General features: G+C 50.4%; 12 protein-coding genes. 4 read left to right on the forward strand and 8 right to left on the reverse strand.

Annotated elements, in window-relative coordinates:
* Positions 1-13 precede the first annotated feature (13 nt).
* Positions 14-2386, reverse strand: a complete 2373-nt coding sequence (locus tag BSR28_RS01310) for a glycogen/starch/alpha-glucan phosphorylase (RefSeq protein ID WP_073708489.1) — start codon at positions 2384-2386, stop codon at positions 14-16.
* A 152-nt stretch (positions 2387-2538) separates the two neighbouring features.
* On the reverse strand, positions 2539-3591 hold the full coding sequence (locus BSR28_RS01315; protein WP_083562848.1) for a LacI family DNA-binding transcriptional regulator: 1053 nt from the start codon (positions 3589-3591) through the stop codon (positions 2539-2541).
* Between the two features lie 287 nt (positions 3592-3878).
* Between BSR28_RS01315 and BSR28_RS01320 the strand changes: the two genes are divergently transcribed.
* Positions 3879-4676, forward strand: a complete 798-nt coding sequence (locus BSR28_RS01320) for an inositol monophosphatase family protein (protein WP_073713106.1) — start codon at positions 3879-3881, stop codon at positions 4674-4676.
* 41 nt (positions 4677-4717) lie between these two features.
* On the opposite strand, the gene BSR28_RS01325 is transcribed toward BSR28_RS01320, so the two are convergent.
* From BSR28_RS01325 to BSR28_RS01345, 5 genes are all read right to left on the reverse strand, one after another.
* The gene (locus BSR28_RS01325; RefSeq protein ID WP_073713107.1) at positions 4718-5536 is read right to left on the reverse strand and encodes a hypothetical protein; all 819 of its coding nucleotides are present in this window, start codon (positions 5534-5536) and stop codon (positions 4718-4720) included.
* Positions 5537-5607: 71 nt separating this feature from the next.
* Positions 5608-6345 carry a glycerophosphodiester phosphodiesterase gene (locus tag BSR28_RS01330; protein ID WP_073713108.1) on the reverse strand — a complete coding sequence of 246 codons (738 nt, stop codon included), beginning with the start codon at positions 6343-6345 and terminating at the stop codon, positions 5608-5610.
* 15 nt (positions 6346-6360) lie between these two features.
* Positions 6361-7173, reverse strand: a complete 813-nt coding sequence (locus BSR28_RS01335; RefSeq protein WP_073713109.1) for a carbohydrate ABC transporter permease — start codon at positions 7171-7173, stop codon at positions 6361-6363.
* A complete protein-coding gene (locus BSR28_RS01340; RefSeq protein ID WP_083562849.1) occupies positions 7173-8090 on the reverse strand; it encodes a carbohydrate ABC transporter permease in 918 nt (305 codons plus the stop codon). Before BSR28_RS01340 ends, BSR28_RS01335 begins: the two co-directional genes overlap by 1 nt.
* On the reverse strand, positions 8087-9367 hold the full coding sequence (locus BSR28_RS01345) for an ABC transporter substrate-binding protein (protein ID WP_073713110.1): 1281 nt from the start codon (positions 9365-9367) through the stop codon (positions 8087-8089). The genes BSR28_RS01340 and BSR28_RS01345 overlap by 4 nt, the downstream gene beginning before the upstream one ends.
* Before the next feature lie 190 nt (positions 9368-9557).
* Between BSR28_RS01345 and BSR28_RS01350 the strand changes: the two genes are divergently transcribed.
* Genes BSR28_RS01350 through BSR28_RS01360 form a run of 3 tightly spaced genes read left to right on the forward strand, consistent with a single transcriptional unit; the run spans position 9558 to position 12833 of the window.
* A complete protein-coding gene (locus tag BSR28_RS01350) occupies positions 9558-10364 on the forward strand; it encodes an MgtC/SapB family protein (RefSeq protein ID WP_233120579.1) in 807 nt (268 codons plus the stop codon).
* 46 nt (positions 10365-10410) lie between these two features.
* Positions 10411-11427 carry a hypothetical protein gene (locus tag BSR28_RS01355; protein ID WP_073713112.1) on the forward strand — a complete coding sequence of 339 codons (1017 nt, stop codon included), beginning with the start codon at positions 10411-10413 and terminating at the stop codon, positions 11425-11427.
* Positions 11424-12833: an LssY C-terminal domain-containing protein gene (locus BSR28_RS01360; RefSeq protein WP_073713113.1), complete on the forward strand. Its 1410-nt coding sequence runs from the start codon at positions 11424-11426 to the stop codon at positions 12831-12833. The genes BSR28_RS01355 and BSR28_RS01360 overlap by 4 nt, the downstream gene beginning before the upstream one ends.
* Here the strand turns inward: BSR28_RS01360 and BSR28_RS01365 are convergent.
* Positions 12812-14233, reverse strand: a complete 1422-nt coding sequence (locus BSR28_RS01365; RefSeq protein ID WP_073713114.1) for a phosphoglucomutase/phosphomannomutase family protein — start codon at positions 14231-14233, stop codon at positions 12812-12814. The genes BSR28_RS01360 and BSR28_RS01365 overlap by 22 nt on opposite strands.
* Between the last annotated feature and the right edge of the window lie 14 nt (positions 14234-14247).

The following is a 14247-nucleotide window of genomic DNA, read 5'->3' on the forward strand; positions in this document are numbered from 1 at the left end:
GTTACTTTATAGTTTAGATCTTTTCGGGCTGAATCTTCCAGACTTCACGAGCGTAGTCGTTGATGGTGCGGTCTGAAGAGAAGCGGCCAGAGCGGCAGATGTTGATCCAGCACTTACGGGCCCAGGCGTCACGGTCCGCGTAGTCTAGCGCCATACGGTCGCGGGTTTCGCGGTAGGCCGGGAAGTCGGCCAGGACGAAGTAAACGTCTGCCGGGTCGCCCCAGTTGGTGCCTTCGAGTAGTGACATTAGTAGGTCATGGAACATGCCGGTACCGTTGTCGTCTAGGGTGCCGTCGACGAAGGCGTCGAGGACGCGCTTCAGGCCGGGTACGGTTTCGTAGGCCTGGCGGGGCTGGTACTGGGCGCGGTAGGCGGCTAGTTCTTCTTCCTTGAGGCCGAAGATGTAGGCATTGTCTTCACCTACGGCGTCTAGGATTTCCACGTTGGCACCGTCTAGGGTGCCTAGGGTGAGGGCGCCGTTCATCATGAACTTCATGTTGGAGGTACCGGAGGCTTCCTTACCGGCAGTGGAGATCTGCTCTGAGACATCCGCGGCGGGGATGATGTGTTCTGCGGGGGAAACATTGTAGTTTTCCACGAAGACGACGGTGAGGATCTCAGAGACGACCGGGTCGTTGTCGACTAGGCGGGCGATCTCGTTGATGAGCTTAATGATGCCCTTGGCGCGGACGTAGCCGGGGGCGGACTTGGCACCGAAGATGAAGGTGCGCTTGGGCCAGTTGGCTTCCGGGTTGTCCTTGATACGGAAGTAGAGATCTAGGATGTAGATCGCGTTCATTAGCTGACGCTTGTATTCGTGTAGACGCTTGATCTGAACGTCGAAGACGGAGGTCGGGTCGACCTCGACACCCTGACGGTTCTTGATCCACTTGGCGAAGTCGGCCTTGTTGGCGTCCTTGATTTCGGTGATCCAACCCAGGACCTTGGGGTCGTCAGCGAAGTGTTCTAGGTCAGCTAGTTTGTCTAGGTCAGAGACCCAGGCGTCAGAGCCGGCTAGTTCGGTGAGTAGTGCCGATAGGCGCGGGTTGCACTGGTTTAGCCAGCGACGCGGGGTGACACCGTTGGTCTTGTTGTTGAAACGTTCCGGCCAGATTTCGTACCAGTCGTGTAGGGTTTCACGCTTGATGATTTCGGTGTGTAGGGCGGCCACGCCGTTAATGGAGAAGGAGGCGTAGCAGGCCAACCAAGCCATGTGGACCATGCCGCCGGAAACGGGGGCCATGTAGTCGATCTTGCCCTGGTCGCAGCCTCGTTCGGCCAAATCTAGGCGGAAGCGACGGTCGATTTCGTAGACGATTTCCAGGACGCGCGGGAAGAGGCGTTCGAAGATGGAAACCTGCCAGGTTTCTAGGGCTTCGGCTAGCACGGTGTGGTTGGTGTAGGCGAAGGTCTGGGTGACAATCTCCCAGGCGTCTTCCCAGGTCATGCCGTGCTCGTCTAGCAGCAGGCGCATGAGTTCGGGGATAGCCAGTACGGGGTGAGTGTCGTTTAGCTGAATGCAGTTGTACTTAGCGAAGTCGCTTAGGTCTTCACCGTGGTGTGCCTGGTAGTTGGCGATCATTTCCTGCAGGGAAGCGGAGGTGAAGAAGTACTGCTGGCGGACACGCAGGACCTTACCTTCGAAGGTGGTGTCGTTCGGGTAGAGCACGCGGCACAGGTCCATAACGCGTTCACGTTCGACGATGGCGTCAGTGAAGCGCTGGGAGTTGAAGGCGTCGTAGTCGAATTCTTCTAGCGGCTCGGCCTTCCAGAGGCGTAGGGTGCCCACGTTCTTAGTGTTATAGCCGGTGATGGGCATGTCGTAGGGAACGGCGCGGACGACCATGTCGTTGAAGACGACCTGGCGCTGCTCTTCCTCGCGACGAATAACGAAGGGGTAGCCTTCTTCCATCCAGGCGTCGGGGTGTTCGGACTGGAAGCCGTTTTCGAAGGTCTGCTTGAACAGGCCGTAACGGTAGAGGATGCCGTAACCGGTGACCGGTAGGTTTAGGGTGGCGCAGGAGTCCAGGAAGCAGGCGGCGAGGCGGCCTAGGCCACCGTTACCTAGGGCGGCGTCGGGTTCTTCTTCGAGGACGTCGCTTAGGTTTAGGTTGTATTCCTTGAGGGCTTCGGTAGCTTCGTCTACTAGGCCCAGGTTGGTGAGGTTGTTTAGTAGTGCGCGGCCTTCTAGGAATTCGGCGGACAGGTAGTGTTCCTGGCGGCCTTCGGCGTAGCGCTTGCGGGTTGCGTCCCAGTTGTCGGCCAGTCGGGCCATGACGTCAGCGGAAAGTCCGGCCCAGAATTCGCGTAGGGTCGAGTCCTGAGGGCTACGACCGGATTCTGCACGGACAAATGCACCTAGGTGCGTTGAAATGCTCTGAGTCATGTTTACTCCTATATAGATGTATACCGTCAAACAGGTTACCGGTTTTTATAGGGTTTTTTCGGTAATTGGCCCAGACCTTGTTACGGTTCACACTCCCCCATCGGAAATGGCCAGAAAATCTGACCGGATTAGCAAAAGTTTCAACCGATTACTTAGCTCAGAGTTCTTCCAGTGATAGGTTCACCCGCAAACAAAAACTTTCTTCCTTCATTCGATCTAATTTCACCCTTAAGCATGCCCAGCATCTCAGATGCTCCCTTTTCGCAGACTTGGTCGACCGGGTGTCGCAACGTACTCAATCCAACTACCTTAGATGCTTGCCCCAGCCCGTCATAACCAACAACACCAATATCTTCTGGGACTTTTATGCCGTGTTCTTGGGCCCAAATAATGAACTTGATGGCGCGGTGATCATTTAGAAACGACATGGCAGTGTAGCGGTTATTTTTTACGTCCTCTGCGACGGTTAGGAAAAATCGGTCCAAAGCATCACTGCCAATAGGTGGCAAGGGGCGACGAAATACCTCGATACCGGCTTCACTCAAATGCTTAATAACACCTTCGCCACGAATATATTCGGTTAGCGAGTTTTCCCTTAGCGCAGTCATTACACCGACTTTTTTATGCCCGGCATCAATTATCATCTGACTGACAATCCTTGCGTTGCTCTCTTCATCGTAGCCAACCGCGTTTAATTGAGGATGCGGCTCTGGATGAGGCATCACGATAACCGGTATTTGGCTTGCGTAAGGCAAAATGTCCTGCGGCTTAATCAAACCGGTGGAGACGAATATCCCCCCAGGACGCAGACTCATTAATCGCGCTAAACGCTTATTTTCATGCCGTTTCATTTCCGCAGCTTGGCCGGTCCCAACATTTTTGTTTCGGGTCGACCCAACAGACATCGCGTTAATGAAATATCCCTCGTCTAAAACAGAATGAATCAAGTTATCGTACAGGCGCGCATAGGCTTCGTTAGTAACGTCACGGACCAAAAGACCAATAAGATCCGAGCTGCGGGAAGCTAGCTGCGTTGCCGCTTCGTTTCGGATATAACCTAATCGAGCCGCAATGGCCTTGATTCGACTAGCAGTTTCTTTATCAACAATTTCAGGATTTGAAAAAACTCTAGACACAGTTGCCCTAGAAACACCAGCTTCATCCGCCACCATCTGCATGGTGACTCCGAGATTATCCTTCAGCATCTTGATAGTTTAAAACTAAAATTACTAAACTTCATTGTTCAAGCCGAAATCAGCTCAAAGCGCGAACAGGCTTCGACAACGACAATGTGTGACAGAAAGAATATTTAGTCTGCCAAAATTATCTTTGATAACCATAAAAAGGTAATTGTAATTAATATCCTTATAACCACTTCACTCGCCTATTTCCTAACCAAAACTATGTGCTCCAAGATTGCCCTCGTCTCTTTTAGAGGATAAAATTAGCCCCGTAATCGATATACCGATTCCCTTTTTAATTCGGAGCAAAAATGAGTTCTATCAAGCTTGATGAATATCTTGAAACTGCAAAGACACTTGCCCGAGCTGCGGGTAGACTCGCAGAACGTTACCGGGAAGAAGGCATAAGCGTCGCGAAAACCAAATCCACTGACCTGGATATCGTTACCCAAGCGGATACTGCCGTAGAACAAATGATTAAGGACGGCTTAAAAGAGAGATTCCCTAAAGACGGCTTTTTCGGGGAGGAAACCGGGAAGGTTGAATCGGAAAGCGGGATTGTTTGGGTAGTTGACCCCATAGATGGAACTGTCAATTTTTTGTATGGCTCTCCCTACTACGCTGTATCTATTGCCGCAGCAGAGCTACAGTCAGATGGAACCCTAAAACCAGTTGTAGGCGCCGTATATTGCCCTACACTCGACGTAATGTATGAAGCTTCCGAGGCGTCTCCTGCCTTGAGGAACGGCAAAGAGATTTGTTGCAACAAGGATGTACAACTCCATAAAGCCCTAGTTACAACCGGTTTTAGTTATAGCCTTGAATCACGAGGCCGCCAGAAGGAACTAATTTCAAAACTTGCCACCGAAATTCGAGATTTCCGGATTGAAGGCACAGCAGCACTAGATATTTGTGCAGTTGCAGAAGGTCGTGTTGACGCTTATTTCCAATGGAATCTCGGTTTCTGGGATTATGCAGCTGCAATTCTCATCGCGCAACAAGCGGGAGCGGAAGTATTCGACAGTGAAAGCTCACTGCACGAAAATCAAAAAATTCTCCGAGTAACGGTACCAAGTATCACCGCAGAATTGGGCTCCTACGTTTACTAAGTCATCTCATACGTTTTAAAGATTCTTATTTTTAATAACGCTTAGAAAAAATAGGATATTCTCCAGCTTGCAGACTGGTTTGGTGCCAGGAGCCGGGAAATCATTGGTTCCCATGAAAAGGTCAGCATATTTCCCCAGATAGGAAAATAGGTGGGAGTATAGCTGGTTGTAAGAACTACCTGCCCTACTTTAGGATGTCGCTGAACGATCGTTATAGGCTGTGTCCATTCTTGGTCTAATACCCCATATTTATCCGTTTTCCACGGCCAGTTTTTTCTAACGATTGTCCCGGTTCGATTCATGGAATATCCGTCTGAATCTAATGAGAACTTTGATGGAATTACTTGTCCTAAAAGTTTTGGATCTGCCTTATCAACTGGAAAGAACGGGTGCGGGAACCAAGTAAATGGAATTTTCCTAGATGATAAGTTTCGGAAAACAGTCTTCGATACTAGACACCTATCGACCAGAGAGACTTCTCTTTCTATCTCGATTTCGATCTCCCCCAGTTTCTGCCGAGCAATGAATACCGCACTACTTGTCGTTGTTTCGACGGTCCAAGCCGCTTGCTCAACAAGTTTTCCACTTTCGATATCGACAGTGCCCACTCCGGGGATAAGTTTAATTCGTTGTTGATCTGCAAGGTATATATCCGAAAAACTGAAGGAATCGGGTAGCCCTTGTCCATGGAAAGGGTCGAACTCCACACCGTATGTGGGTCCGGAAAGCAGTGGCCCTACCTGGTTGTCTGTTACTTGGTAAACATACCCACCAGCACAATAACGCGTTCCTAGTAAGTCCTGATCGTTATTCGGATCTAATAGTTCTACCTTAAGATATTCGTTTTTTAGAATAAGCATGTTTTCCCCCAAAAGTAGTAATGGGCGGTGCCTGCACTGTATCGACACCGCCCATTACAGAACTAGAATTGCTACTTGCGCTTTACGCTTTCTAGTAGCGCTTGAGCAAACCTAGGCTTATCTGTGCTAGAACCTTCAACCCCTGTTTCAAGGATATGTTGGAGATCGCCAGCAAAATTAAACATTGAAGCGCAAACCTTGAACCCTTCAGCACGAAGCTGATCAACAAATTCTCGGGTTAGGCCTGGCCAATGCATAAACAGGTTCTTTACCCCCAGTCGATCAACTTCATATCGCCAATCCTCTTCCAAGAAACGCCAAATTAGTAGACCAGTTCCGCGTTCACCAGGTTTTCCATACTTCTGATACTCAGCTATTGCTTCCGCATGAAAACTGGTGATCACCATTCGATCACGAACACTCTGGGATCGAGTAGCTAAGTATTCGGCAAGTGGCCGCGCAGCCCTAGGCTTCTTAATCTCAACCTGTAGAAGACAGCTAGTGGATTCAAGAACCTCGTCGAAGGTCGGGACCTTTTGTCCCAATCCTAGGTCTACCTCCAAAAGCTGATCGTAAGTTTGGTCTTCGATTGCTAAGAACTTTCCAGGAGCGTTCCCAAGCGCAAGTCGCTCGAAGGTTTGATCATGACCGACGACTAGTTTTCCGTCCTTGGTGTATTGAACATCTAGTTCACATTCCTGAATACCTAGTTTTTCTGCTTCTTGGAAAGCTAAAACTGTATTTTCAGGAGCTACATCTACAGCACCACGATGGGCTGTAAGAAGAAAATTTTCTCTTAACTCGTACATTTGTACTTTACCTTTTTACTTTAGGCCACTACGGGCGATACTTGCGATGAACTTCTTCTGCAAGAACAAGAAGATAATAATCATTGGTAGGGCTGCTAGAACACCTGCCGACATTAGAACGTTCCATTCAGTCGTATATGTACCTCTTAGAAGCGCCAGGCCTGGACCCAAGGTCATCTTATCGATAGAACGGTTAACTACAATGGGCCATAGCAATTCCTTCCATTCTGCCAAGACGGTCAAAATCGATAGTGAAATCAAACCACTTCTTGCAATTGGGAAAACCATGGTGAATAGAATACGCAGATGTGAAGCACCATCTACCCTAGCTGCCTCGATCAATTCTCTTGGAACGCCGCGGAAGAACTGATACAGAAGGAATACTCCAAACGCATCAAAGATAGATGGCAAAAATAGTGCGACTAGAGTGTTAGTGAGTTTGATCGACGAGATAATCTCGAATGCCGGAATGATGAAGATATCACCCGGCACCATGATTAGCGACAGAACTAACAAAAGTATTAGACGCGATCCGGGGACCTTGATAATAGCCAAGGCATAAGCCGCAAACGAACAGATAAGAACGGTTCCAACTACGCGACCTATCGAAACAAGTATTGTGTTTCCTAGCAACGTCAGGAACGGAAGTCTTGAAAAGACCTCCTTAGTACCATCCAGGGTGGGTGGTGAGGGAATCGGGTTCGGGGGCTGTTCCAGGGTCTGGGCTGTAGTCATTAAAGCTGTAGAAAGCATCCACAAAAACGGAGCAACTACTGCGATAGTAAATATTCCCGCAAGGAGGTAGATAGCAAATTTCTTTTCTTTCATTATCCATCTTCTCCATAATGGACGTAACGCTTCTGCAACTTAAACATGACAATAGATAGCAATAGGATCAATGCAAACAGCATTAGCGACACCGCGGCCGCATATCCTCTTTGCGTGCCATCAATAAATGCCAAGAGATAGTAGTAGTAAACCACGGTAATTCCGTGATTGACCGATACTGACGCCTCTGGGGGTAGCAAAATGTATACGACGTCGAAAAGCTTGAAAGCTCCAATTGTCGTAGTGAGAATTACGAAGAACAGTGAAGGGCTTAGAAGAGGAATAGTTATCGAGAAAAATCTGCGAACTGGCCCCGCCCCATCAATCTTCGCTGCTTCATAAACCTCGGCAGAAATATCTTGCATTCCAGCGTACAAAATAATCGTAGGCACTGAGAAAGATAGATAAATAACTACTAACACCACGACAAATGTCACACCACTAGTACTTCCAAACCAACTCACCGGGTTAGAACCTATCTTCTGCAAGAGAGCGTTGACTAACCCGTACTGAGTTTGAAATAGCCAGCCGAATACCAATACAACCGCTGTAGGAAGCATGACCGCAGGTAAGAAGACAATAGCTCTGAAGGCCCCCTGTCCTCTGAAGGAGTTCTGCATCAAAGTGGCAGCAATGAGCGAAACAATCACTACACCAGGGACGACTATTACGGCAAACCTGAAGGTATTCGCAAGAGCGACAGTCAACTGACTATCACTGAACATCTTCTCGTAGTTTTTAGTTCCAACATATTCTGCCGAACCAAAGGCACCTGCCTCTTGGAAGGACAACCACACGTTGTAACCAAAACCGTAGATCTTGAAAACCCCAACTCCTAGCAACAAGGGCAGAAGAAGTAAATAGCCGAATATTGTTTCCCTGCGATGAACTTTAGACTTATTTGAAGTCATGCTCATTTATTTACAACCTCATTGAGAGCTTTATCAAGATTCTTCACAGTGTCATCTACCGACATCTTTCCCGTGTAGTAGGCCCCAAGAATGTCACTATTAATCTTGGGCGCGATGGAACGAACTGCGGGATATTGTGTCGAAATACGAAGATACGTATGTTTCGGGCCTTCTTTTAGAATATAGTCAAGATCTGCCAAATTCGAGTTAGCTTTGGCGAAAGCTTCCTGCACTGCAGCCGAGTTGTTTGCAGGCAGCGCAGCCCCGCCTTCTGCATGAAGTTCTGCACCTTTATCTGAAGTCAAGAATTTAATAAGTTTCCAAGAAGCTTCCTTATGCTTCGAGTTGGCACTCATTACATAGGAAAGACCATTGGTATCCATCATCCATTTGCCATTGATTGAAGGAAGAGGCATAAGCTTGAAGGTATTTGCTGGCGCATCAGCTTTCTGAAGTAGGCTAAAGTTCCAGGATGGGATGTATGCCATTGAAACTGAACCAGAAATTAAGGATGACACGGGATCAAAGTCAGCAGAGTTCGAGATTTCATTAATCAAACCTTCTTTTTGAAGATTTTCAATTAGCTCTAGAGCTTTTTTGCCCTGCTCGCTATCGAATCCTGCTTTCATTTCGGCATTGAAGAACTCGCCACCTAGAGTCCTGAAGATACTCGGATAACCATTCCAAATTCCAAAATCATAATGTAGAGGGCGATCGGTACTCTTGGTCTGCTTAGCCTTAATCTCTTTCGCGGTTGCGAGCATATCATCCCAAGTCCACTCTCCCTCGGGAATTTTTACACCGAAATCATTGAAAACCTTGGTATTGATAACCATCGCCCAAAGGTCCTGATCTTTCGGAATACCGTATTGTTTTCCATCGATATTATAAAGTTTGGTGATTTGTTCACTATAGTTCCCTAGATCGATCTTGTCCTTTTCGATATAGGAATCAAGCGGCTCGATTACCCCACCTTTCACATAGAAAGGAATGCGCGAACTCTGCCACATAACATCAGGGCCTTCGCCGGCAGACAATGCTGAATCCAGTTTGGTGTAGTACTGATCTTGAGGAACTTGCTCTAGCTCCACCTTAATATCTTTGTTTTCAGCCATAAACGCATCAACAGCCTTTTGAACACCCGGCTTTTGTGCGGGATCCCAAATCATTAGGTTGAGCGTTACCGGCCCATCCCCATCATCAGAACTGCCACACCCAGCAACTGCTCCAGCAGACAATGCCGTGATAGCAACTGTAACGAGAATCTTCTTCTTATTAATCATTTTTCCCCCATTTTGTGAGTTGCAGCAGCATTGCTGCAAGGAGCGACGATACGGGATGTACTCGCGTACATTACATTAAAACGCGCTCCGGCTCACATTGTCAACCGACAAAAATAATGATTTAACATTGGTATCAAACCGTTATTCACTGTTAACCGTCCGATAACCTAACAAGGTTTACAGCTCCCCTATGAACGCGCGTTCATGTATGATTTTATCTATCCCTTTAGAAACAATTTCACAACCTCCTCGTCTCAAGCAAGCTACAAGTCGCAGCAAAAATAAGGAGCCAAAATTGCAGTTTTTTACGACACAGAATTTAGAGATACAAATAGTTACATTAACTGCATCATTCGTACTATGCTCCCTCTTAGGCGTTGAAAGACATTTCCATCAAAAAAATGCTGGTGTAAAAACACATGTTCTTGTCGGAATGGGTGCTTGCATTTTTACACTTATTTCCGCGTACGGATTTGCTCCGGTTCTTGGGGCTGACGTTCATCTTGATCCCTCTCGAATTGCAGCTCAAATCGTCTCAGGAATCGGTTTTTTAGGAGCTGGAGTCATCTTCGTTAACAACGATAGCGTTAGAGGTCTCACCACAGCTGCAACAATCTGGCTTTCGGCTGCGATAGGCATGGCATGTGGGGCTTCAATGATTCCATTAGCCATGTTCGCATTGCTTCTACACTACATATTGGTTTTTATAATTGGGCCTCTTGCAAATCACGTTCCCGACACTGCCCACAATAAACGCACTGTAGTCGAGTATGAAGCCGGACGTGGTGTAATGCGCCATATCATGATGAAAGCCAGCGACCTCGGTTTCAAGGCAACAGTAACAAAATCATCTCCGATTCAAACTGAGGATGGTAAAGGCATGCGTGTTGTAATGAAGTTTGAAGGCGCCAAGCCCTATTTAGAGTTAGATACGGCTCTATCCGCTCTTGACGGGGTTTTAGCAGTTGAAACTGTTAGTAGAGAGCGACTGGAATAGCTTGTTCTCAAATGCTTTGTATCGGTTCAAAGACTAAGCTGAAGTCATGGCCAAAGAGACTTTCCCACAAAGAGACCTAGTTGATCTAACCAATAGCTCGGTTACCAGCACCCTTAACTTCCATGAGGCTGAGCTTCAGACCCAGTTTTCTTTGCCCGCCGCGTCTGCGGATCAAGCACCGGCTTTAGCGACACTGCAGGTCTCCTTTGACCCCGGGTCGGGACAGTTCTACTACCGTCTAGAAGCTGACCTACCGTCCGCTCCCCTATCGGTTAGTGGTCAACTGATCCCCTCTCTATCCTGGCTGGCTGAACAGTGCGGTTACCTCTACTTCACCCTGCAGGTAAAGGGTTGGGAACCCGCCCTCTGGGATGGCCTAGTTGACCAGCGCCCCAGCTCCCAGGGACCGGAAGTCTTATCCTCCCAGACCGCCGGCTGGCCAGACCTAGAGGTCGGCTTTAATCAGGTCCGCGCGATTCGCCCCAGTTGGGATTTTGGGGCCCAGGTTTGGGGTACCGCGCAGCTCACCAGTCGGGAACTCAAAACGACTTTCCCGCAAGTGGCCGAAGATTTTGGGCTCCTCCAGGCCCTACCCGCCTGGGTATTAGCCGGCTGTTTAGCCCTAGCTGAACAGGTTGACCTGACCAAGGCAGCCAAGTCCTTCCTAGTCCCCTCAACCACGAATTCGTGCGTCGCGCCCTCGTTGGTATTGGACGGGGCCCTGCGGACCGTGCAGATCGCAGACCATGAAATGCAACTGTGGTCCTTTGACCCGGGACTGACCATCAACCGGGAATCCGAATACGGGCTCTTCCCCGCCACCAGTTATGAGCTTTTCGATCGCGATGGCCAGCCGATCGCTTGGATCAAGTATCAGTTCGAATGGGTCTACGACCGCCACAATCAGGATGCCTCGGTTGAATACTGGCGTGTTACCCCCATGAACCCCACCGAAGGCATGGACTTCGGCTTCTGGTTTGACCTACAAGATCCTGAACTAGACACCCTGTGCCCCGGGATTGATAAAGCCCGGGACTACCTACTTTCGGAAGAAGAAGCATGAGCACCATCGAGTTCAACAAGACCCTGCTACCCGGCAATTACCCTATCCCCACCGAGCACCCCAAATACCATTCCCGAGGGGGCCGCAAGACCCGCTCCAAAGGTCGCCTTTGGTCCCTGGTGGACTCGCTGTTCGTGGCGCTGGCCTTGGGCATGACCTTCTGGTTTGCGGGCCTACTGCTACTTTCCGGACTGGAACTGCACTGGCAATCAATCGTGCTGCTAATCCTGTTCTGGGCAGTCTTGGCCTACCTAGCACTGCCCCGCATGCACCAGCTATTTACTACCCTGTACGTGCCCGACTACTTTATGGCCCGCACCAAAACCGGTGATGGCCTACTGGGCGACCCGGTAAACCTGGCGCTACTAGGTTCTGAAGCTGATATCCATGCGGCTATGAAAAAGGCCGGCTGGGTCAAGGCCGATGAGATCACCCTGCGCTCATCCTGGGGAATCGTTAAATCTTCGGTTACTGGCAAGTCCTACCCGGAAGCCCCGGTTTCTAGCCTGTTCCTATTCGGTCGTCGTCATGCCTTCGCCTACCAGCAAGAAGTGGACGGCTCTGCCGCCCAACGACACCACGTGCGTTTCTGGCCCACCCCCGAAGACTGGGACCTGCCCGGTGGTCAGAAAGTCGACTGGCTAGCTGCCGGCACTTACGACAAGGCCGTTGGTCTATCCACCCTGACCTTCCAGGTCACGCACAAGATCGATGACGATATTGACGCCGAACGCGACTACATCATCAACACGGTTCGTTTTGCAGATCCTGACTGTCAGGTCGCAGTCCTAGACAGTTTCTCTACCCCCTTCCACGACCGTAATGGCGGCGGGGATGCAGTCTGGACTGACGGCAATATGCCGGTTCTGGACGTCCAGGGAGCAGCCCTAAGGGACCCAGCCGCCAGCTCACCGGAGGAAACGCAGGAAGTTCAGGGAGCGGCCTCGGCAGGAAGCCAAAATCACGGGATTGACTTGGACAAGCCCCTCCCGCCGGCCTCACTTTCGTTGGTGGGTTTCTTTGCCATCTTGCAGGTCGTACTGGTGGGCCTGATTGGCTTCGGGGTTTGGCTGACCAACGGGGACATGAGCGCCACAGAACGCCACGAAACCAACATCGGCATCATAATCGCGGGGGCGGCCGTACTGGTTGAACTAGTGCTATATCTGCTCACGGTCCGTCGCCACCAGTGGGCGCGCCTAATCCTGCTAGCATTAGCGGCCTTGAGCGCGCTCAACGACCTGCTGGCCTTGGCCACCTATGACGCTAGGGATTTTGGGCATTTCTTGACCGCGGCCCTTTCGCTACTGATCGTGTTGGCCCTGACCGCTCCGGAAGTGCGTGCTTGGGTGAACCCCACGAAGCAGGCACGTTCTGGGGATCTTCAGGCGCTGATCAACTCGTAGTAGCGGGCGAAGTCCATTGCTAGGGCTTCCGCGTCGGCCTCATTCTCACGTTCCGCGAAGATACGCAGTAAAGGTTCGGTCCCAGAGAAGCGGGCAATCAACCAGCCGCCGTCCTTGAGGTAAACCTTCAGGCCGTCCCGGTTTGAGGTGTGGTCTACCTCGACTCCCAAGTCGGGTAGTTCGCAGTCCTGGTAGATGCGTTGGCGCAGTTCTTCTGCCCGGTTCGGGTCAAAGGGGAACGAGTGTTCCGCCATGTAGGTGCGGCCATACTTGTCGTAGATTTCTTCCATCAGGGCACTGATGGGCATGCCGGTAACGGCCCGCATTTCTACCAGCAGGCTGGAGGCGTAGACGCCGTCCTTGCCGTGAATGTGTCCGCGCACGGTCAGGCCGCCGGAGCTTTCACCACCGATTAGCGCATCGGTTTCACTCATCTTGGAGCTGATGTGCTTAAAGCCAACGGGGACTTCGTAACATTTTTCGCCAAAGGATTCGGCGATCTTATCCAGCGTGTGAGTGGTGGCCACATTGCGGACTACCGGGCCGCGCCAGCCCTTGTAGGCCAGCAGGAAGTAGTAGAGCAGGCAGAGCACCTGGTTGGAATGAATGTAGTTGCCCTTATCGTCAATGACGCCCAGACGGTCGGCATCACCGTCGGTGGCAATCCCTAGGTCGAACTCGTGGTCAATCACGTAGGTAGCTAGGTTCCGGGTAAAGGCTTGCGAGGGCGCGGGCATGCGGCCCCCGAATAGGGCGTCGTGGTTTTCGTTGATGACTTCCAGCTGCGCACGGGAAGACAGTAGGATTACCCGGATGGCCTGCTGGGAGACCCCGTACATGGGGTCTAGGGCGATCTTCAGGTTGGCATCGTGGATGGCCTTCGTGTCGATCAGGTCAATGATGGCGTCAATGTAGTCATTGCGGGGATTAATGATCTCTACTAGGCCAGAGCTGAGGGCTTCTTCGTAGGGCATGGTGGGGATTTCTTGTCCCTCTAGTTCCCAGCCGATTTCTTCTAGGTAGCTGGTGAATTCAGCTTCGGCGTCGCGGCCGCCGGCGGTCATAACTTTGACACCGTTGTAGACGGCGGGGTTGTGACTGGCGGTGACCATCAGCCCGTAGGGGTATTCCTGTTTTTTGACCCAGAACATGATGAGCGGGGTGGGGCTGGCACCGTCTACGAATTTGACGGGGATCCCCTGTGCGGCCAGCACTTCTGTGAGCCAGACGCAGGATTCTTTGGAGAGGAAGCGGCGGTCGTACCCTAGGACTAGGCCCTGCTGGTCGGTGCCTTCGCGTTTCATGTGGTGGGCTAGGGCAAAAGCTAATTTTTGTAGGTTTGCTTTGGTGTATTCATCGCCAATGATTGCGCGCCAACCGCCGGTACCGAATTTGAACATTTCTACCCCCAAAT

Source organism: Boudabousia liubingyangii, assembly GCF_001907245.1.
GTDB lineage: Bacteria > Actinomycetota > Actinomycetes > Actinomycetales > Actinomycetaceae > Boudabousia > Boudabousia liubingyangii.

Coding starts and splice junctions, on each gene's coding strand:
- BSR28_RS01320 (WP_073713106.1), top strand. CDS start 3,879: ATGAGTTCTATCAAGCTTGATGAATATCTTGAAACTGCAAAGACACTT.
- BSR28_RS01330 (WP_073713108.1), bottom strand. CDS start 6,345: ATGTACGAGTTAAGAGAAAATTTTCTTCTTACAGCCCATCGTGGTGCT.
- BSR28_RS01325 (WP_073713107.1), bottom strand. CDS start 5,536: ATGCTTATTCTAAAAAACGAATATCTTAAGGTAGAACTATTAGATCCG.
- BSR28_RS01355 (WP_073713112.1), top strand. CDS start 10,411: ATGGCCAAAGAGACTTTCCCACAAAGAGACCTAGTTGATCTAACCAAT.
- BSR28_RS01360 (WP_073713113.1), top strand. CDS start 11,424: ATGAGCACCATCGAGTTCAACAAGACCCTGCTACCCGGCAATTACCCT.
- BSR28_RS01310 (WP_073708489.1), bottom strand. CDS start 2,386: ATGACTCAGAGCATTTCAACGCACCTAGGTGCATTTGTCCGTGCAGAA.
- BSR28_RS01335 (WP_073713109.1), bottom strand. CDS start 7,173: ATGAAAGAAAAGAAATTTGCTATCTACCTCCTTGCGGGAATATTTACT.
- BSR28_RS01350 (WP_233120579.1), top strand. CDS start 9,558: ATGAACGCGCGTTCATGTATGATTTTATCTATCCCTTTAGAAACAATT.
- BSR28_RS01365 (WP_073713114.1), bottom strand. CDS start 14,233: ATGTTCAAATTCGGTACCGGCGGTTGGCGCGCAATCATTGGCGATGAA.
- BSR28_RS01340 (WP_083562849.1), bottom strand. CDS start 8,090: ATGAGCATGACTTCAAATAAGTCTAAAGTTCATCGCAGGGAAACAATA.
- BSR28_RS01345 (WP_073713110.1), bottom strand. CDS start 9,367: ATGATTAATAAGAAGAAGATTCTCGTTACAGTTGCTATCACGGCATTG.
- BSR28_RS01315 (WP_083562848.1), bottom strand. CDS start 3,591: ATGCTGAAGGATAATCTCGGAGTCACCATGCAGATGGTGGCGGATGAA.